Source organism: Klebsiella sp. C360 (genome assembly GCF_048822415.1).
Classification (GTDB): Bacteria; Pseudomonadota; Gammaproteobacteria; order Enterobacterales; family Enterobacteriaceae; genus Klebsiella; species Klebsiella quasipneumoniae.
On record NZ_JBMEZZ010000001.1, the window covers coordinates 974,647 to 992,855 of the forward strand.

18 protein-coding genes, 7 tRNA genes and 1 other RNA gene are annotated in these 18,209 nt (G+C 56.0%); 2 read left to right on the forward strand and 24 right to left on the reverse strand.

All coding sequences use genetic code 11. The annotated features are described in order from the left end of the window. The first annotated feature begins 102 nt into the window (after positions 1-102). Positions 103-1,047, forward strand: coding sequence for a CDF family zinc transporter ZitB (gene zitB, locus ACOI7D_RS04860; RefSeq protein WP_032455168.1), 945 nt, complete (start codon positions 103-105; stop codon positions 1,045-1,047). Here zitB and pnuC read toward each other — a convergent pair. Further along, entirely contained in the window at positions 1,044-1,763 is a 720-nt protein-coding gene (pnuC, locus tag ACOI7D_RS04865; RefSeq protein ID WP_004151689.1) for a nicotinamide riboside transporter PnuC, read from the reverse strand. The two genes, zitB and pnuC, sit on opposite strands and share 4 nt — an antisense overlap. 35 nt (positions 1,764-1,798) lie before the next feature. Next, positions 1,799-2,842 carry a quinolinate synthase NadA gene (gene nadA, locus ACOI7D_RS04870; RefSeq protein ID WP_109547561.1) on the reverse strand — a complete coding sequence of 348 codons (1,044 nt, stop codon included), beginning with the start codon at positions 2,840-2,842 and terminating at the stop codon, positions 1,799-1,801. Between the two features lie 69 nt (positions 2,843-2,911). Between nadA and ACOI7D_RS04875 the strand changes: the two genes are divergently transcribed. Further along, complete coding sequence (locus tag ACOI7D_RS04875; protein WP_162543088.1) at positions 2,912-3,067, forward strand: hypothetical protein; 156 nt, start codon at positions 2,912-2,914, stop codon at positions 3,065-3,067. A 278-nt stretch (positions 3,068-3,345) separates the two neighbouring features. Here the strand turns inward: ACOI7D_RS04875 and ACOI7D_RS04880 are convergent. The 22 genes from ACOI7D_RS04880 to odhB all read right to left on the reverse strand — a co-directional run bounded on the left by ACOI7D_RS04880 (position 3,346) and on the right by odhB (position 18,197). After that, a non-coding RNA gene (locus ACOI7D_RS04880) (RtT sRNA) lies at positions 3,346-3,483 on the reverse strand. Between the two features lie 95 nt (positions 3,484-3,578). Next, a tRNA-Lys gene (locus ACOI7D_RS04885) sits at positions 3,579-3,654 on the reverse strand. Positions 3,655-3,787: 133 nt separating this feature from the next. Beyond that, positions 3,788-3,863: transfer RNA gene (locus tag ACOI7D_RS04890), tRNA-Lys, on the reverse strand. Positions 3,864-4,009: 146 nt separating this feature from the next. Then, positions 4,010-4,085 (reverse strand) — tRNA-Lys (locus ACOI7D_RS04895). Between the two features lie 3 nt (positions 4,086-4,088). Further along, positions 4,089-4,164: transfer RNA gene (locus tag ACOI7D_RS04900), tRNA-Val, on the reverse strand. Positions 4,165-4,314: 150 nt separating this feature from the next. Next, positions 4,315-4,390: transfer RNA gene (locus ACOI7D_RS04905), tRNA-Lys, on the reverse strand. Positions 4,391-4,392: 2 nt separating this feature from the next. Continuing rightward, positions 4,393-4,468: transfer RNA gene (locus ACOI7D_RS04910), tRNA-Val, on the reverse strand. Positions 4,469-4,593: 125 nt separating this feature from the next. Further along, positions 4,594-4,669: transfer RNA gene (locus ACOI7D_RS04915), tRNA-Lys, on the reverse strand. Positions 4,670-4,830: 161 nt separating this feature from the next. Continuing rightward, positions 4,831-5,628, reverse strand: coding sequence for a cell division protein CpoB (gene cpoB, locus ACOI7D_RS04920; RefSeq protein WP_048297071.1), 798 nt, complete (start codon positions 5,626-5,628; stop codon positions 4,831-4,833). Positions 5,629-5,637: 9 nt separating this feature from the next. Continuing rightward, positions 5,638-6,162: a peptidoglycan-associated lipoprotein Pal gene (gene pal / locus ACOI7D_RS04925; protein ID WP_002895068.1), complete on the reverse strand. Its 525-nt coding sequence runs from the start codon at positions 6,160-6,162 to the stop codon at positions 5,638-5,640. 34 nt (positions 6,163-6,196) lie between these two features. Beyond that, positions 6,197-7,489, reverse strand: coding sequence for a Tol-Pal system beta propeller repeat protein TolB (gene tolB / locus ACOI7D_RS04930; protein ID WP_023288877.1), 1,293 nt, complete (start codon positions 7,487-7,489; stop codon positions 6,197-6,199). Positions 7,490-7,620: 131 nt separating this feature from the next. Further along, positions 7,621-8,961: a cell envelope integrity protein TolA gene (tolA, locus tag ACOI7D_RS04935; RefSeq protein ID WP_004885996.1), complete on the reverse strand. Its 1,341-nt coding sequence runs from the start codon at positions 8,959-8,961 to the stop codon at positions 7,621-7,623. A 99-nt stretch (positions 8,962-9,060) separates the two neighbouring features. Beyond that, positions 9,061-9,489: a colicin uptake protein TolR gene (gene tolR / locus ACOI7D_RS04940; protein ID WP_002895061.1), complete on the reverse strand. Its 429-nt coding sequence runs from the start codon at positions 9,487-9,489 to the stop codon at positions 9,061-9,063. A gap of 3 nt (positions 9,490-9,492) precedes the next feature. Further along, the gene (gene tolQ, locus ACOI7D_RS04945) at positions 9,493-10,185 is read right to left on the reverse strand and encodes a Tol-Pal system protein TolQ (RefSeq protein ID WP_004152221.1); all 693 of its coding nucleotides are present in this window, start codon (positions 10,183-10,185) and stop codon (positions 9,493-9,495) included. Beyond that, complete coding sequence (gene ybgC / locus ACOI7D_RS04950) at positions 10,182-10,586, reverse strand: tol-pal system-associated acyl-CoA thioesterase (RefSeq protein ID WP_002895056.1); 405 nt, start codon at positions 10,584-10,586, stop codon at positions 10,182-10,184. The genes tolQ and ybgC overlap by 4 nt, the downstream gene beginning before the upstream one ends. A gap of 149 nt (positions 10,587-10,735) precedes the next feature. Next, complete coding sequence (ybgE, locus tag ACOI7D_RS04955) at positions 10,736-11,020, reverse strand: cyd operon protein YbgE (protein ID WP_109546526.1); 285 nt, start codon at positions 11,018-11,020, stop codon at positions 10,736-10,738. Between the two features lie 130 nt (positions 11,021-11,150). Then, positions 11,151-11,264, reverse strand: a complete 114-nt coding sequence (gene cydX, locus ACOI7D_RS04960) for a cytochrome bd-I oxidase subunit CydX (protein ID WP_004100325.1) — start codon at positions 11,262-11,264, stop codon at positions 11,151-11,153. A 15-nt stretch (positions 11,265-11,279) separates the two neighbouring features. After that, on the reverse strand, positions 11,280-12,419 hold the full coding sequence (gene cydB / locus ACOI7D_RS04965) for a cytochrome d ubiquinol oxidase subunit II (RefSeq protein WP_004885993.1): 1,140 nt from the start codon (positions 12,417-12,419) through the stop codon (positions 11,280-11,282). A gap of 15 nt (positions 12,420-12,434) precedes the next feature. Next, positions 12,435-14,003 (reverse strand): cytochrome ubiquinol oxidase subunit I, encoded by a 1,569-nt coding sequence (gene cydA / locus ACOI7D_RS04970; protein WP_002895047.1) that lies wholly within the window; start codon positions 14,001-14,003, stop codon positions 12,435-12,437. An 828-nt stretch (positions 14,004-14,831) separates the two neighbouring features. After that, positions 14,832-15,701: a succinate--CoA ligase subunit alpha gene (gene sucD, locus ACOI7D_RS04975; RefSeq protein WP_004885990.1), complete on the reverse strand. Its 870-nt coding sequence runs from the start codon at positions 15,699-15,701 to the stop codon at positions 14,832-14,834. Beyond that, complete coding sequence (gene sucC, locus ACOI7D_RS04980; RefSeq protein WP_002895039.1) at positions 15,701-16,867, reverse strand: ADP-forming succinate--CoA ligase subunit beta; 1,167 nt, start codon at positions 16,865-16,867, stop codon at positions 15,701-15,703. The genes sucD and sucC overlap by 1 nt, the downstream gene beginning before the upstream one ends. Positions 16,868-16,970: 103 nt before the next feature. Further along, entirely contained in the window at positions 16,971-18,197 is a 1,227-nt protein-coding gene (odhB, locus tag ACOI7D_RS04985) for a 2-oxoglutarate dehydrogenase complex dihydrolipoyllysine-residue succinyltransferase (protein WP_023288876.1), read from the reverse strand. Positions 18,198-18,209 lie beyond the last annotated feature (12 nt).

The following is an 18,209-nucleotide window of genomic DNA, read 5'->3' on the forward strand; positions in this document are numbered from 1 at the left end:
AAACAGAGAAAAGGCGAGCCGGGCTCGCCTTTTCTCTGTTTGTTATCGTTCTCTGTTTATGATGTCATAGCGTGATAATGATAACTATCAAGGGACGACACTATGGCGCACTCGCATTCGCACTCCCCTGCCCAGGCTCCGGATAACGGCAACGCCCGCCGGCTGCTCTGGGCGTTCATCGTCACCGCCGGTTTTATGCTGGTAGAAGCCATCGGCGGCGCGATCTCCGGCTCGTTGGCCCTGCTGGCGGATGCCGGCCATATGCTCACCGACTCCGCCGCCCTGCTGTTTGCGCTGCTGGCGGTTCGCTTCGCCAGCCGTCCCCCGAATGCTCGCCATACCTTTGGCTGGCTGCGTTTGACCACCCTGGCGGCGTTTCTCAATGCCATTGCTCTGGTGGTGATCACCATGCTGATTGTCTGGGAGGCCATTCAGCGCTTCCAGCACCCGCAGCCGGTTGCCGGCGTGACGATGATGGTGATTGCGGTCGCTGGCCTGCTGGCCAACGTGCTGGCTTTCTGGATCCTGCATCGTGGCAGCGAAGAGCGGAACCTCAACGTGCGCGCCGCGGCGCTACACGTGCTCGGCGATCTGCTGGGCTCGGTTGGCGCGATTGTGGCCGCCGTGGTGATCCTCACCACCGGCTGGACACCTGTCGACCCGATCCTTTCCGTGCTGGTTTCCTGCCTGGTGTTACGTAGCGCCTGGCGTCTGCTGAAGGAGAGTCTGAATGAGCTGCTGGAAGGCGCGCCGCGTTCGCTGGATGTGACGGCCCTGCAGCGGGATATCCGCCGCTCTATCCCGGAGGTGCGCGATGTTCACCACGTCCACGTCTGGCTGGTGGGGGAAAAACCGGTGATGACGCTGCATGTGCAGGTTGTGCCGCCGCACGATCATGATGCGTTACTCAACCGCATCCTGCATTTCCTGGAACATAAATATGAAATTGAGCATGCCACGGTGCAGATGGAGTACCAGCCCTGCAGCGGCCCGGAGTGCCATCTCAACACGATGCACGCCGGGCACGATCATCACCACCACCATTAGCCAGAAAACGCGTGAGAACCTCGCTCACGCGCGCTGTTTATCCACATCCGGCTGCCGTTCAGCGCAATGAACGTCAGCAAGAGATATTCCAGCGACATCGCATAGACGCCCTGACGGGCAAAAATCACCACGCTGATGACGTTGACGATGACCCACAGCAGCCAGTTTTCAACGTATTTGCGGGTCATTAAGATCATCGCCACTACCGACAGCACCGTCATACAGGAGTCCCAGAACGGGAAGGCGTCCGGCTGCAGTTCCGGCATAGTGACCTGCAAACCGAGCGCTTGCATCAGGCTGACCGCGATCCGCGTCAGGAAAGCAAAAAACGGATTGATAAACAGGGTCAGCAAGCCGATCGCCACCACGCAGGCCGCCAGCCAGCCCAGGGCTTTACTGCGCGGTAGCCAGCGGATCTGCAGCTCAGCCTCATGGTTGCTGCTTTGCCGCGACCAGGCATACCAGCCGTAAACGTTAGCGGCAAAGAAGAACAGCTGCAGCAACAGGCTGGCGTACAGCTGGATCTGAAAGAAGATGATGGCGAACAGCGTGACGTTGACCAGACCGAAGGCATAGTTACTGATCTTCTCCAGGCTCGCCAGCCAGATGCATAACAGCCCGGCGATGGTCCCCACGGCCTCTATCCAGGAGAGATCGTACCCCCCGGCGCCGATGGGTATATGTACTAAGATATTCTGCGTGCTAAAAAAATCCATTTTATCCTCTCAGCGCCAGATGACGCGGCAATAGGTTATCCCCGTAGTGTAGCCGCAAAATCCAGCATCCGGTTAAGGGGAATTAATGCGCCAGTCCGCAGCGCTTCGTCGACGTGGATTTCATGTTCAGCGCCGCCCTGCTCGAGACCCTCGGCAATGGCTTTCAGGCCGTTCATCGCCATCCACGGACAATGCGCGCAGCTGCGGCAGGTCGCCCCTTCACCGGCGGTGGGCGCTTCCAGCAGCGTTTTCTCCGGCACCGCCTGCTGCATTTTATAAAAGATACCGCGATCGGTCGCCACGATCAGCTGGCGCTGGGGCAGGCTTTTCGCCGCCGCGATCAGCTGGCTGGTGGAGCCTACGGCATCGGCCATCTCGACGATCGCCTGCGGCGACTCGGGATGGACCAGCACAGCGGCTTCGGGATGCAGAGCCTTCATCCGCATCAACGCCTGGGTTTTAAACTCGTCGTGCACGATGCACGCCCCCTGCCAGCAGAGCACATCTGCGCCGGTCTGACGCTGAACGTAACGGCCAAGATGGCGGTCCGGCGCCCAGAGGATTTTTTGACCAAGGCTATCCAGATGGTCAATGAGTTCCACGGCGATGCTGGAGGTCACCACCCAGTCGGCGCGAGCCTTCACCGCGGCAGACGTATTGGCATAGACCACCACGGTGCGGTCAGGATGAGCGTTGCAAAAGGCGTTGAACTCCTCAATCGGACAGCCCAGATCCAGGGAACACTCGGCGTTCAGAGTCGGCATCAGAATGGTCTTTTCCGGGCTGAGGATTTTGGCGGTTTCCCCCATAAAACGCACCCCGGCGACCAGCAGCGTGGAGGCCGAATGGCGGGCGCCAAAGCGCGCCATCTCCAGCGAGTCGGCAATACAGCCGCCGGTCTCTTCAGCCAGCTGCTGAATTTCAGGATCGGTGTAGTAATGCGCCACCATCACGGCATCGCGCTCGCGCAGCAGACGCTTGATTTTTTCGCGGTAAAACTGCTTTTCATCGACGGTCAGCGGCTGCGGTTTCGGTGGGAAGGGATAAATCGCCGTTTCAGGATCAAACATTACGCTCATCATGCAATCTCGTTTTACTGGCTTAACTCAAAGACCGTCAGTATGGCCTGCCCGCGCCATGATACGGTCATGGTGTTTTATATGCTAAACAAGATAGCCGATTACGCGCCAAAAGTCGTGATGAATTTTGTACATCAGCGCCTGTTCCAGGGGACGATGCTGCGTCGCTGTCCGGGCTACCGGTTCGCGCCCTGTGCAGGCGTGGTAAGCGCAGCGCGACTGTGAGAAAGCGCTGACTACAATATTGTGGAAATTGATGGGCGGGCAGATAGCAAAAGGGCGCCTTTTTACATTGGTGGGTCGTGCAGGATGACCCGGCTTCGCCTCGCCCTTCGGGCCGTCGCCGCAAGCGGCTCCGTTGTCTCACTGTGCTACTCGTCTCATCCTGAGACTCGCCCTGCGGGCCAACGCCGCTGCGTTGTTCAAAATTGTTCCCGACAATTTTGTCGAATCGTTAAGTTCCGCGGATAGCAAAAAGGCGCCTTTAGGGCGCCTTTTTACATTGGTGGGTCGTGCAGGATGACTCGGCTTCGCCTCGCCCTTCGGGCCGTCGCCGCAAGCGGCTCCGTTGTCTCACTGCGTTCGACCCGAACCTGCTGCAGAGACACTCGTCTCATCCTGAGACTCGCCCTGCGGGCCAACGCCACCGCGTTGTTCAAAATTGTTCCCGACAATTTTGTCGAATCGTTAAGTTCCGCGCATAGCAAAAAGGCGCCTTTAGGGCGCCTTTTTACATTGGTGGGTCGTGCAGGATTCGAACCTGCGACCAATTGATTAAAAGTCAACTGCTCTACCAACTGAGCTAACGACCCCTTGCGGGATTTTGCTACTGTCACCATTCAGGATGGTGAGTCGTGCAGGATGACTCGGCTTCGCCTCGCCCTTCGGGCCGTCGCTGTCGCAACGTTATCCTTCACGTTTCTACCAGTTACCATCATTAAAGATTGGTGGGTCGTGCAGGATTCGAACCTGCGACCAATTGATTAAAAGTCAACTGCTCTACCAACTGAGCTAACGACCCGCTCTGGTACTACCTGAATAATTTCACTCGACACCAATATTGAAATTGGTGGGGCGTGCAGGATGACTCGGCTTCGCCTCGCCCTACGGGCCGTTGCTGACGCAACGTTATCCTTCACGTTCAACATCTGAGTTAAATGCTGAAATTGGTGGGTCGTGCAGGATTCGAACCTGCGACCAATTGATTAAAAGTCAACTGCTCTACCAACTGAGCTAACGACCCGAGTGGTGGGTGATGACGGGATCGAACCGCCGACCCCCTCCTTGTAAGGGAGGTGCTCTCCCAGCTGAGCTAATCACCCGATATTACGCTGGATACTGCTGATACTGCCTCCACCGCCCCCATCATTAACATGGTGGGTCGTGCAGGATGACTCGCTTCGCTCGCCCTTCGGGCCGTTGCTGAAACAACGTTATCCTTCACGTTTAACACCGACGTGCGATGTTAAAGATGGTGGGTCGTGCAGGATTCGAACCTGCGACCAATTGATTAAAAGTCAACTGCTCTACCAACTGAGCTAACGACCCGGTGGTGGGTGATGACGGGATCGAACCGCCGACCCCCTCCTTGTAAGGGAGGTGCTCTCCCAGCTGAGCTAATCACCCGATACTACGCTGGATACTGCTAATTGGTGGGTCGTGCAGGATGACTCGACTTCGCCTCGCCCTATGGGCCGTTGCTGTCGCAACGTTATCCTTCACGTTTTACTATCGCGTTCCACCAGAACGATTGGTGGGTCGTGCAGGATTCGAACCTGCGACCAATTGATTAAAAGTCAACTGCTCTACCAACTGAGCTAACGACCCACTCTGGCGTCGCTTTGGGCCTGTTTGATATCCCTTGGCAACGGCGGCATATATTACTGATTTCAGAATTCAGCGCAACTAAAATTTCGATAAAGATCACTTAACTGCTGGCGATTCAGGCGACAAGACCAGAAATAACGCGATTTCTGGTCATGCCGTAATCAACCAAGAGCATTAAGTCGTTTTTGCGCTTGTTTCGCACCGTCGGTGCCGGGGAATTTGCTGATCACCTGCTGGTAAACCGCTTTCGCTTTCGCGGTATCACCTTTGTCCTGCATGATCACGCCGACCTTAAACATGGCGTCCGGCGCTTTTGGCGATTTCGGGTAGTTCTTCACCACCGAGGCGAAGTAAAACGCCGCATCGTCTTTTTTCCCCTTATTGTAGTTCAACTGTCCGAGCCAATAGTTGGCGTTCGGCTGATAAGTTGAATCCGGGTACTTTTTAACGAAGTTCTGAAACGCCGCCATGGCGTCATCCTGGCGTGAAGCATCCTTCACCAGGGCAATAGCCGCATTGTAATCGGTGTTCGCATCGCCGGTCATCGCCGGAGCGCCTGACGTGGCCGCTGGCGCTGCGCTGGCGGTAGCCGCGCTCTGATCGCCGGAAGACGACGATGCCTGGGCGCCCGCCGCCGCTGCGCCACCTCCGCTCGTCAGCCCGTCAATCTGCAGCAGAATCTGCTTCTGACGCTCAACGATCTGATTCAGCTGATACTGGTTCTCCTGGATCTGACCACGGAGAGAATCAATGTCAGTCTGGTTATCAGAGAGTTGTTGCTGGAGTTGGGTTAAAAGCTGGCTGTGAGCATTGGAAATACGCTCGAGTTGAGTGACACGGTCTTCGACCGAGCCTGAGCCGACACTACTGATTGGCGCCTGAGCAAAAGCGGCCCAGGGGGCCGCTATGCCAACCAGTAACGACAGACTCAATAAATGATGTCTGAAGTTACTGCTCATGCAATTCTCTTAGTAAACCAGTACGGCGCGACGGTTTTTGGCATATGCCGCTTCGTCATGACCCAGTACTGCTGGTTTTTCTTTACCGTAAGAAACGATGGAGATCTGATCGGCAGAAACACCTTTGCCCTGCAGATACATCTTAACGGCGTTAGCACGACGCTCACCCAGCGCGATGTTGTATTCCGGGGTACCGCGCTCATCCGCGTGACCTTCTACAGTCACTTTGTAGGACGGGTTGCTGCGCAGGAAGTTAGCGTGCGCGTCCAGCATTGCAGCGAAGTCAGAACGGATATCGTACTTGTCCAGATCGAAGTAAACGATGTTGTTCTGCTGCAGCTGCTGCATCTGCAGACGAGCTTGCTCTTCAGAAGACATGTTGCCGCCGTTACCGTTAGCGTCCATACCAGTGCCGGCACCCAGCATGCCTTCACCGCTCTGGTCGTTGCTGGCGTTCTTGTTAGAAGAACATGCCGCGATTGCCATAACCGGCAGAGCGATCATCAGCCCTTTCAGCACTTTGTTCAGTTGCATTTCTTTGATTCCTTTAATAATCAATTATTTATTATCACAGATACGGCGACCAGGCAGGCGATTTTACCTGTCCATCAGTTGCCGGAAGACGCGCTTTGAAACGCCCATCTGTAGAAACCAGATTCAGCACGGATCCCATCCCCTGAGAAGAGCTGTAGATTACCATAGTGCCGTTAGGTGCCAGACTTGGCGTTTCGTCTAAAAACGTTGATGACAGAACCTGTACACCACCCGCTTCCAGATCTTGTTTGGCAATGTGCTGCTGGCCGCCGGCCGAGCTGACCATTACCATCGTTTTACCATCCGCGCTCACGTCAGCGTCCTGGTTCTGCGAACCTTCCCAGGTGATACGCTGCGGCGTGCCGCCATTAATATTGACTTTATACACCTGCGGACGACCGGCCTGGTCAGAGGTAAAGGCCAGGTTCTGGCTGTCCGGGAACCAGCTTGGTTCGGTGTTGTTGCTGCGACCGTTGGTCACCTGACGAATCTGACCCGAGCCCAGATCCATCACGTACAGGTTCAGGCTACCGGTTTTCGACAGCGCGAAGGCCAGTTTAGAACCATCCGGCGAGAACGCCGGCGCGCCGTTGTGCTGCGGGAAGGAGGCAATCTGACGCACAGCGCCGTTCGCCAGGGTCTGCACCACCAGCGCAGAGCGACCGCTCTCGAAGGTGACGTAAGCCAGTTTTGAACCGTCCGGTGACCAGGCCGGGGACATCAGCGGCTGGGAGGAGCGGTGAACCACAAACTGGTTGTAGCCATCATAATCGGAAACGCGCAGCTCATACGGGAACTGACCGCCATTGGTCTGCACTACGTAGGCGATACGAGTCCGGAAGGCGCCTTTAATACCGGTCAGCTTTTCAAATACCGCGTCGCTGGCAGTGTGCGCGGCATAGCGCAGGTACTGTTTAGTGACTTTGAAAGAGCCTTGCGCCAGCGTTGTGCCCGGCGCACCGCCGGTATCCACCAGCTGATACGCTACCTGATAAGAACCATCCGGGTTTGACGTCACCTGGCCGACGACCACGGCGTCAATACCCAGCGCAGACCAGGCAGCAGGCTGCACTTCCTGGGCACTGGTCGGCTGCTGCGGCAGACGCGAGCGATCCAGCGGGTTGAATTTACCGCTGTTGCGCAGGTCAGCCGCCACGATACCGCCAACATCTTCCGGCGCAGCGCCCTGCCCGGCCCACTGGAACGGTACCACGCCGATGGGGCGCGCCGAGTCCACCCCCTGGGTGATCTCGATACGTACTTCTGCGTGCAGCACCGCCGCCCACAGCATTAAAAAACCAAATGCTACTCGTAATGCCTGCTTCATCATATCTCCCTTATCCGGGCGGAAAGCCCACGATAATTTAGCAGAATGTTAACAAACTCAAATACACAAAACTACCAAAACCCATGACCGCCCTATTTTCTTTCCCCCCGCTGACGCGGGGGAAAAAGCGCTTAAGGTTTGAAGTCCAGTGGCGCATTTTTGAACGTTTCATAAACAGCCTGCGACGGCGGTTTAGGGAATTTGCTCATCCGACTGGTAGCCGCCAGCATTTGCTGGCAGAAAGCCGGATCGCCGCCTTCCGATTTCACACTCAACAACGTTCCATCCTGAGCCAGGTTTACGCGCAACGTACATACTTTACCCTTGTACGTATCCCAGTCATAGAGATGTCCTTTAATCGCGGCCTGCACCTGCGAAATATAGCTGGCAATCTCCGCCTGAGATGCACCGCCCTGCCCCGGTTTACTTCCTTTAGCAGGTGAAGAGCCACCTGTGCTACCGCTGGTGCTACCTTTCGGCGCATTCTTACCTGAACTCAGATCGCCGAGCAGGTCGTCCACGCCGTCCGCTTCTTTCGCGGCAGCCGCTTTCTTCGCTGCCGCGGCTTTTGCTGCTGCCGCTTTGGCCGCTTTATCGGCCGCCGCCTTCTCAGCAGCAGCCGCTTTGGCTGCCGCGGCTTTTTCAGCTGCGGCGGCTTTCTCGGCAGCGGCCTTCTCCGCGGCCGCTTTTTGCGCGGCCGCTTTCTCAGCTGCTTTTTCGGCGGCTTTTTCTGCAGCCGCTTTTTCAGCCGCTGCCTGCTTAGCCGCTTCCTGCTGGGCCTTCTTCTCCGCTTCCTGTTGCGCTTTCTTCGCCGCTGCCGCTTCTGCTTTCTTCTGCGCCTCTGCTGCGGCTTTCGCCGCTTCGGCTTCCGCCTGTTTCTTCGCATCGGCCGCTGCTTTCGCGGCGGCGGCTTCGGCCTGTTTCTTCGCGTCAGCAGCCGCTTTCGCTGCCGCCAGTTCAGCCGCTTTCGCCTGGGCATCCGCCTTCGCTTTCGCCTCGGCGGCCGCTTTGGCCGCCGCTTCCTGCGCTTCTTTGGCCTGCGCATCCGCTTTGGCTTTCGCCGCCGCGGCAGCCTTGGCAGCGGCTTCCTCAGCCTGCTTCTGTTGTTCCTTCGCTTCTTTCGCCGCTTCCTGCGCCTGCAGCCGCTCCTGTTCGAGCTGTTTCAGCCGTTCCTGTTCCGCCGCCTGCTTCTCACGTAACTCTTCCGCCTGCTGCTGCGCCTGTTTTTCACGCTGTTCAGCGGCGCGACGTGCGCTGGCCTGCTGCTGTTGCTGACGGTTATAATTGTTTACCACCGCCCCCGGATCGACCATGACGGCATCAATCGACGATCCCCCGCCGCCGCCGGCAGAGGCATCCAGATGCTCGTCAAACGAACTCCATATCAGCAGCGCGATCAGTATGATGTGCAGCGCGACTGAAATGATGATCGCTCGTTTAAGCTTGTCGTTTTGTTCGGTTGCCTTTGACACTATCGGTTCCCAAAAACTGTTCGCCTGTACCCGCGATGCGCACCGACGGCGAGCGATACTCGCCGCCGAACGCCGTGCGGACGCACCTACCTGAAGCGATTAAATAGGTTTGGTCATCAAGCCGACCGATTTAACCCCTGCGCTATGCAACAGGTTCAGCGCTTTAATAATTTCATCGTAAGGGACGTCTTTCGCACCGCCGATCAGGAATACCGTTTTCTCATTGGCTTCAAGACGACGCTTCGCTTCGGCAATCACCTGCTCCGGCGGCAGCTGGGACAGCGTCTCTTGCCCCACTTTCACGCTGTACTGCCCTACCCCGGAGACTTCCACAATCACCGGCGGATCGTCATTGCTTTTCACCGCTTGCGATTCCGTGGCGTCCGGCAGATCGACTTCCACGCTCTGCGTAATGATCGGCGCCGTTGCCATAAAGATCAGCAACAGCACCAGCAGGACATCCAGCAGCGGAACGATGTTGATCTCGGACTTCAGTTCGCGACGTCCGCGTCCACGTGCTCTGGCCATGGCTTACCCCTTATTGCTTTCGCTGGTGGTAAAGGCCTGACGGTGCAGAATAGCGGTGAACTCTTCCATAAAGTTGTCGTAATTCAGTTCAAGCTTGTTCACCCGCTGGTTCAGGCGGTTGTACGCCATCACCGCCGGAATAGCGGCGAACAGACCGATCGCGGTGGCGATCAGCGCTTCGGCGATACCCGGCGCCACCATCTGCAGGGTGGCCTGCTTCACCGCGCCAAGGGCGATAAAGGCGTGCATAATCCCCCAGACGGTACCGAACAGACCGATATACGGGCTGATGGAGCCTACGGTGCCGAGGAATGGAATATGGGTCTCCAGCGTTTCCAGCTCGCGGTTCATCGAAATACGCATCGCGCGCGATGCCCCTTCGACGATCGCCTCCGGCGCATGGCTGTTGGCCCGATGCAAGCGCGCAAACTCTTTGAAGCCGCTGTAGAAGATCTGCTCCGAACCGGTCAGATTATCGCGACGCCCCTGGCTCTCCTGATACAAACGGGACAGTTCAATCCCGGACCAGAATTTGTCCTCGAACGCTTCAGCTTCGCGCGCGGCCGAGTTAAGGATACGCGTTCTCTGAATAATGATAGCCCAGGAAGCGATAGAAAAACCAATCAAAATCAACATGATAAGTTTAACCAGAAGGCTCGCCTTCAGGAACAAATCAAGGATATTCATGTCAGTCACTGCTTAAACTCCGCGACAATAGACTTGGGAAGCGCACGTGGCTTCATTAAGAGTGGATCAACGCACACAATGAGAACCTCAGCTTCGTTTAACACTGTATTCTCGGCGTTGACGATTCGCTGCGTGAAAACCAAAGAGGTGCCGCGCATCGAGGTTATTTCCGTCTGGACTTCGAGCATGTCGTCGAGTCTGGCGGGGGCAAAATACTCCAGCGTCATTTTGCGAACCACGAAGGCAACGCGTTCAGCCAACAGAACCTGTTGACTAAAGTGATGGTGGCGCAGCATCTCTGTGCGTGCTCTTTCATAAAAAGCGACGTAACTGGCGTGGTAAACCACACCACCGGCGTCGGTATCTTCGTAGTAGACCCGAACCGGCCATCGAAACAGCGTTGTATTCACTTTACATCCCGGTAATGCAAAAAAAGGTTAGAGCTTTCAAACTTCGCTACTATACGCGCGGGAAAGGTGGTTTGGAATGGGGGAAAGTAAACGGGGAGTAAATTTTTATGGGCTTATGCAAGCCCATAGCATTAACAGAGATCTCTTATTCAAAAGAAGAAAAAGAAGAGACCTAAAGCGAGCACGATATCAGCGATAAGCGGACAAAAAATCCCCTGCCAGTGAACGGCACGCGGGCGGAAGCCCACGCCGTGAATTACGCCGCTGCAAACCGCCCACATCAGCAAGAAACCGTGCCAGATTTCCAGCTCGCTGGTCTTCGCGGCAAAGCGCGACGGATCCCAGAAAATGCAGCCTGCCAGCAGCAGCGCCATCAACAAGGAAAGCGCCCTTAACGGGCGCTTGTCCATTATCACATACATATACTTTATCATTCACATCGCCTCTTTGTTGGCTACGTCTGCTTACCCCAGCCACTTACTGGTGTAAGCTCCTGGGGATTCACAGACTTGCCGCCTCGATGCAACCCGAATGATTTCGTATATCGCATCACGATAATACTCATCAGTGTTCTTCTTTACCTGCTTTGGTGGCTTCCACGTGCTCAAGCGCCAGCGCGGTAATCACCCCAAAGGCACAGGCAAGAAGCGTTCCCAAAATCCATGCGAAGTACCACATATATAGCTCCTTACCTTAGTACAGCGAGTGGGTGTTCTTTTCGATGTCTTCACGGGTGATGCGGCCAAACATCTTCCAGTAACACCAGCTGGTGTAGCCCAGAATGATCGGCACGAAGACAATCGCCACGTAGGTCATCAGGTTCAGCGTCCGCTGGCTGGAGGTCGCGTCCCACATCGTCAGGCTGGCGTTCAGCATGGTGCTGGACGGCATGATGAACGGGAACATCGCGATACCGGCAGTCAGAATGATGCAGGCCAGGGTCAGCGAGGAGAACAGGAATGCCCAGGCGCCTTTATCCGCTTTGGTCGAAACGACGGTCAGCAGCGGCAGCACCACGCCCAGGGCAGGGATCGCCCACAGCGCTGGCATATTGTTAAAGTTCACCATCCACGCGCCAGCCTCACGCACCACTTCTTTGGTCAGCGGGTTAGACGGGCCGGTATGGTCAATCACCGATTTCACCACATAGCCGTCGATGCCGTAGTAGACCCACACGCCCGCCAGCGCGAAGCAGACCAGCGTCACCAGCGCCGCCACCGTGGAGACGGTGCGGGTGCGCAGATGCAGTTCGCCTACGGTACGCATCTGCAGGTAGGTCGCGCCCTGGGTGAGGATCATCGCCACGCTGACGATACCGGCCAGCAGACCAAACGGATTCAGCAGCTGGAAGAAGTTACCGGTATAGAACAGACGCAGGTATTCGTCGACATGGAACGGCACGCCCTGCAGCAGGTTGCCGAAGGCTACGCCAATCACCAGCGGCGGCACGAAGCTGCCGATGAAGATGCCCCAGTCCCACATATTGCGCCAGCGGGTATCCTCGATCTTGGAACGGTAGTCGAAACCGACCGGACGGAAGAACAACGAGGCCAGCACCAGAATCATCGCCACATAGAAACCGGAGAACGCCGCGGCGTAGACCATCGGCCAGGCAGCGAACAGCGCGCCGCCGGCGGTGATCAGCCACACCTGGTTACCGTCCCAGTGCGGGGCGATGGCGTTGATCATAATCCGACGCTCGGTGTCGTTACGGCCGAGGAAGCGGGTGAGCATGCCCACCCCCATGTCGAACCCGTCGGCGACGGCGAAGCCAATCAGCAGGATGCCAATCAGCAGCCACCAGATAAAACGCAATACTTCATAATCGATCATTTGACGACTCCTGTCTTAGCGTGCCGACTGAATAGCCGCAGAGGACTGTTCAAAGTGATAGCGGCCGGTTTTCAGGCTGCTAGGTCCTTTGCGGGCAAACTTGAACATCAGGAACAGTTCAGCCACCAGGAACAGCGTGTACAGACCGCAGATCAGCAACATAGAGAAGATCAGATCGCCCGCGGTCAGCGACGAGTTGGCCACCGCCGTCGGCAGGACTTCACCAATCGCCCACGGCTGACGGCCGTATTCGGCAACAAACCAGCCCGACTCCACGGCAATCCACGGCAGCGGCAGGCCATAGAACGCGGCGCGCAGCAGCCATTTTTTCTCGCCGATACGGTTACGAATCACGCTCCAGAAGGAGGCGCCGATAATCAACAGCATCAGGATGCCGCACGCCACCATGATACGGAAGGCGAAGTACAGCGGTGCGACGCTTGGTATAGAGTCTTTGGTGGCTTTGGCGATCTGCTCTTCCGTGGCGTCAGCGACGTTCGGGGTATAACGTTTCAGCAGCAGACCATAGCCGAGATCTTTCTTCACGTTATTGAACTGGTCGCGAACGGCCTGGTCGGTGGAACCGGCGCGCAGTTGCTCCAGCAGCGCGTAGGCTTTCATGCCGTTACGGATACGCTCTTCGTGCTGAACCATCAGATCCTTCAGACCGATAACCGGCTTATCCACCGAGCGGGTGGCAATGATGCCCAGCGCGTAGGGGATCTGGATAGCGAAGTGGTTAGTTTGCGCATTCTGATCGGGAATACCAAACAGGGTAAAGGCCGCCGGCGCAGGCTGGGTTTCCCACTCTGCTTCGATAGCCGCCAGTTTGGTTTTCTGCACGTCACCCATTTCGTAACCGGATTCGTCACCCAGCACAATAACGGAGAGGATCGCCGCCATACCGAAGCTGGCTGCGATGGCGAAGGAGCGCTTAGCAAAGGCAAAGTCACGGCCTTTCAGCATGTACCAGGAGCTGATAGCCAGGATAAACATCGCACCGGTGACATAGCCAGACGCCACAGTGTGAACGAATTTCACCTGAGCAACCGGGTTGAGCACCAGTTCGGAGAAGCTGACCATCTCCATACGCATGGTTTCAAAGTTGAAGTCCGATGCGATAGGGTTCTGCATCCAGCCGTTAGCGACGAGGATCCACAGCGCGGAGAGGTTGGAGCCCAGAGCGACCAGCCAGGTGACGGCCATATGCTGAACTTTACCCAGACGATCCCAACCGAAGAAGAACAGACCTACAAAGGTGGATTCGAGGAAGAAGGCCATCAGACCTTCAATGGCCAGCGGCGCGCCGAAGATATCGCCCACGTAGTGTGAGTAATACGACCAGTTAGTCCCGAACTGGAACTCCATGGTCAGACCGGTCGCCACACCCAGCGCGAAGTTGATACCAAACAACTTGCCCCAGAATTTGGTCATATCTTTATAAATCTGTTTGCCGGAAAGGACGTAGACCGTTTCCATGATGGCCAGCAGGAACGCCATACCGAGCGTCAGTGGCACAAACAGGAAGTGGTACATCGCGGTCAAGGCAAACTGTAAGCGCGACAGTTCGACTATATCTAACATCATGACTCCTTGCTCATCGCATGAAGACTCCGAAAATGAACCGAGAAGCTCTGGCTCATACGCATGCCCCAATACAAATTTTTATTTGTCGCCCGCCCGGAGCGGGTTTCAACCGAAAGTGAAACCACGCCAGGACAAGGTTACAAATACGTTAACGAAAAACCCAATTGATTCCCCAATATATTACGCCGCAATAACCTTACAATAAATATGTTTTTATTGTTCCAGTTTTACATTTTTCGACGGTGATCAATATATAGCGAAGATGGCCGGTTTAGGCCAATTTGACTTGAGACAATTTAACGTTTTTTGAAGGATTTTTCCAAGCATTAAGTATTGATATAAATCAATTTTTACTCTACGTGTTAATTATGTAGCTCAATAAAGAATATTGGTAAACTCAATGTTAATGCCGTGTTTAAAGTATGCCTTGATTGGTTACTAAAAAGGGAAAGATGAGAATCATAGGTAATATTATTTAACGCCACAGGAAAAAAATAAAAAAAAGAGCCGATCCGATTAATGCTAGACCGCTCACAGTATTTTTTCCTGCTTTCTTATCCCCTCCCCCACTCTTTTTTTTACTGTCTGTTTCGTTACCCTGCGGTACGACCAGGGCAAATTTTCATTTCCGACAACCGCGCGTCGATAATATTTATGAAATAATTCATAAAATCAATATGATAGATAAGGTTTTTGCCAAACGCAGGGTTTGCTGACGCAGCGGCTTTCGGAAGAAGCGGACAACGGCCAAAAAAAAGGCCACCTGACGGTGGCCAACCATGTCGAAATCGGACAGATTTCTGCTTGCGGATAAGCAGAGAGGGTTTACTTGATGATAGCTTTCAGCGCTTCGCCGATATCGGCCAGGCTGCGAACGGTTTTCACACCGGCTGCTTCCAGGGCTGCGAATTTCTCATCGGCAGTACCTTTACCGCCAGCGATGATGGCGCCAGCATGGCCCATACGCTTGCCCTTCGGCGCGGTCACGCCCGCGATGTAACCGACAACCGGCTTGGTCACGTGCTCTTTGATGTAGGCAGCCGCTTCTTCTTCCGCGCTACCGCCGATCTCACCGATCATCACAATCGCTTCGGTCTGCGGGTCTTCCTGGAACAGCTTCAGGATATCGATGAAGTTAGAGCCCGGGATCGGGTCGCCGCCGATACCGACGCAGGTAGACTGACCGAAGCCGTAGTCGGTGGTCTGCTTAACTGCTTCATAGGTCAGGGTACCGGAACGGGAAACGATGCCCACTTTACCCGGCTTGTGAATGTGACCCGGCATGATGCCGATTTTGCATTCGCCCGGCGTGATCACGCCTGGGCAGTTCGGGCCGATCATACGCACGCCCGCTTCGTCCAGTTTCACTTTCACGGTCAGCATATCCAGCGTCGGGATACCTTCGGTGATGGTGATAATCAGCTTAATGCCCGCGTCAATCGCTTCCAGAATGGAATCTTTGCAGAACGGCGCCGGAACGTAGATCACGGTCGCGGTGGCGCCGGTCGCTTCAACGGCTTCGCGCACGGTGTTGAACACCGGCAGGCCCAGGTGAGTGGTGCCGCCTTTGCCTGGCGTCACGCCGCCAACCATTTGCGTACCGTAAGCGATCGCTTGTTCAGAGTGGAAGGTCCCCTGGCTACCGGTGAAGCCCTGGCAGATAACCTTGGTATCTTTATTAATTAAAACTGACATTATTTCCCCTCCACTGCGGCAACAACCTGCTGTGCTGCGTCCGTCAGACTTTTCGCTGCAATAATATTCAGGCCGCTGTCAGCCAGTTTTTTCGCGCCCAGTTCGGCGTTGTTACCTTCCAGACGAACCACGACCGGAACGTTAACCCCAACTTCCGCTACCGCACCGATGATGCCATCAGCGATCAGGTCGCAACGCACGATACCGCCGAAGATGTTCACCAGCACCGCTTTCACATTGTCATCAGAGAGGATGATTTTGAACGCTTCGGTGACGCGCTCTTTGGTCGCACCGCCGCCCACGTCGAGGAAGTTAGCCGGTTCGCCGCCGTGCAGTTTAACGATGTCCATGGTACCCATCGCCAGGCCTGCGCCGTTAACCATGCAGCCGATGTTGCCGTCCAGCGCGACGTAGTTCAGTTCCCACTGCGCCGCCTGCGCTTCACGCGGATCTTCCTGCGACTGGTCGCGCATTTCGCGCAGATCCGGCTGGCGGAACAGCGCGTTGCCGTCAGCGCCCAGTTTGCCGTCGAGGCAGATCAGGTCGCCCTGCTTAGTGATAACCAGCGGGTTGATTTCGATCAGCGCCAGGTCGCGCTCCAGGAAAATGGTCGCCAGACCCATGAAGATCTTGGTGAACTGCTGAACCTGTTTACCTTCCAGACCCAGTTTGAACGCCAGTTCACGACCTTGATAAGGCATCGGGCCCGCCAGCGGATCGATGGCGATCTTGTGGATCAGGTGCGGGGTCTCTTCCGCCACTTTTTCGATTTCCACGCCGCCTTCGGTAGAGGCCATGAACACTACGCGACGGGAGCTACGGTCAACGACCGCGCCCAGGTACAGCTCTTTGTCAATATCGGTCGCCGCTTCAACCAGGATCTGGTTAACCGGCTGGCCGTTCGCATCTGTTTGATAGGTCACCAGACGTTTGCCCAGCCAGTGCTCGGCAAATGCGCGGATCTCTTCTTTGCTCTTCACCACTTTCACACCGCCCGCTTTGCCGCGGCCACCAGCGTGAACCTGACATTTCACTACCCACGGACCCGCGCCGATTTTTGAAGCGGCTTCTTCTGCTTCACGCGGAGTAGTACAGGCATAACCCACCGGCGCCGGTAAGCCATAGCGGGCAAAAAGTTGTTTTGCCTGATATTCATGTAAGTTCATGTGTTCAGTCCATCCTTCAGGGTGTAATTATCTTTAAACCTGTAGGCCTGATAACAGCGTTAACGCGTGTTATCCGGCCTACGGTAGGTAATACGCTTGCTGACTACACGTCCAGCAGCAGACGGGTCGGATCTTCCAGCAGCTCTTTAATCGCCACCAGGAAGCCTACCGATTCACGTCCGTCGATCAGACGGTGGTCGTAGGAGAGCGCCAGGTACATCATCGGCAGGATCTCTACCTTGCCATTCACCGCCATCGGACGGTCTTTAATGGCATGCATACCCAGGATGGCGCTCTGCGGTGGGTTGATGATCGGCGTGGACATCAGGGAGCCGAACACGCCGCCGTTGGTAATGGTGAAGTTACCGCCGGTCAGGTCGTCTACGGTCAGCTTGCCGTCACGGCCTTTCACCGCCAACTCTTTAATATTCTTTTCGATATCCGCCATGCCCAGCAGGTCAACGTCACGCAGAACCGGGGTGACCAGGCCGCGTGGTGTGGATACGGCCATGCTGACATCGAAGTAGTTGTGGTACACCACGTCGTCGCCATCGATAGAGGCGTTCACTTCCGGATAGCGTTTCAGCGCTTCCACGACCGCTTTCACGTAGAAGGACATAAAGCCCAGACGGATGCCGTGACGTTTTTCGAACGCGTCGCCGTACTGCTTACGCAGATCCATGATTGGCTTCATGTTGACTTCGTTGAATGTGGTCAGCATGGCGGTGGAGTTTTTCGCTTCCAGCAGACGCTCGGCCACACGTTTACGCAGGCGGGTCATCGGGACGCGTTTTTCAGAGCGGTGGCCCAGCTGCGGCGCCGGCGCGGCTGCCGGGGCAGCGGCTGGCGCTTTGGCTTCTGCCGCCGCCGGGGCTTTCGCCAGATGTTTCTCGACATCTTCGCGGGTCAGGCGGCCGCCGACGCCGGTGCCTTTGATGGCCGCCGCGTCGAGGTTGTGTTCAGCCAGCAGACGACGGATCGCCGGGCTCAGCGCATCGTTGTTCTGCTCTTCCAGAGAGGCCTGCTGACGCTGCGCCGGCGTGGACGCTTTCGCATCGGCTTTTTCGCTGCTTTCTTTACCTGCGCTGTTACCTTCGCGCAGGCGGCCAAGGATCTGGCGAGACAGGACGGTAGCGCCCTCGTCTTCCAGCACTGCATCCAGAATGCCGTCCGCTGATGCCGGTACTTCCAGTACCACTTTGTCAGTTTCGATTTCGACCAGGACTTCGTCACGGACGACCGCGTCGCCCGGTTTTTTGTGCCAGGTGGCGACGGTTGCGTCAGCTACGGACTCAGGCAGGTCGGGAACCAGAATATCTACGCTACTCATTGTGTATCCTTT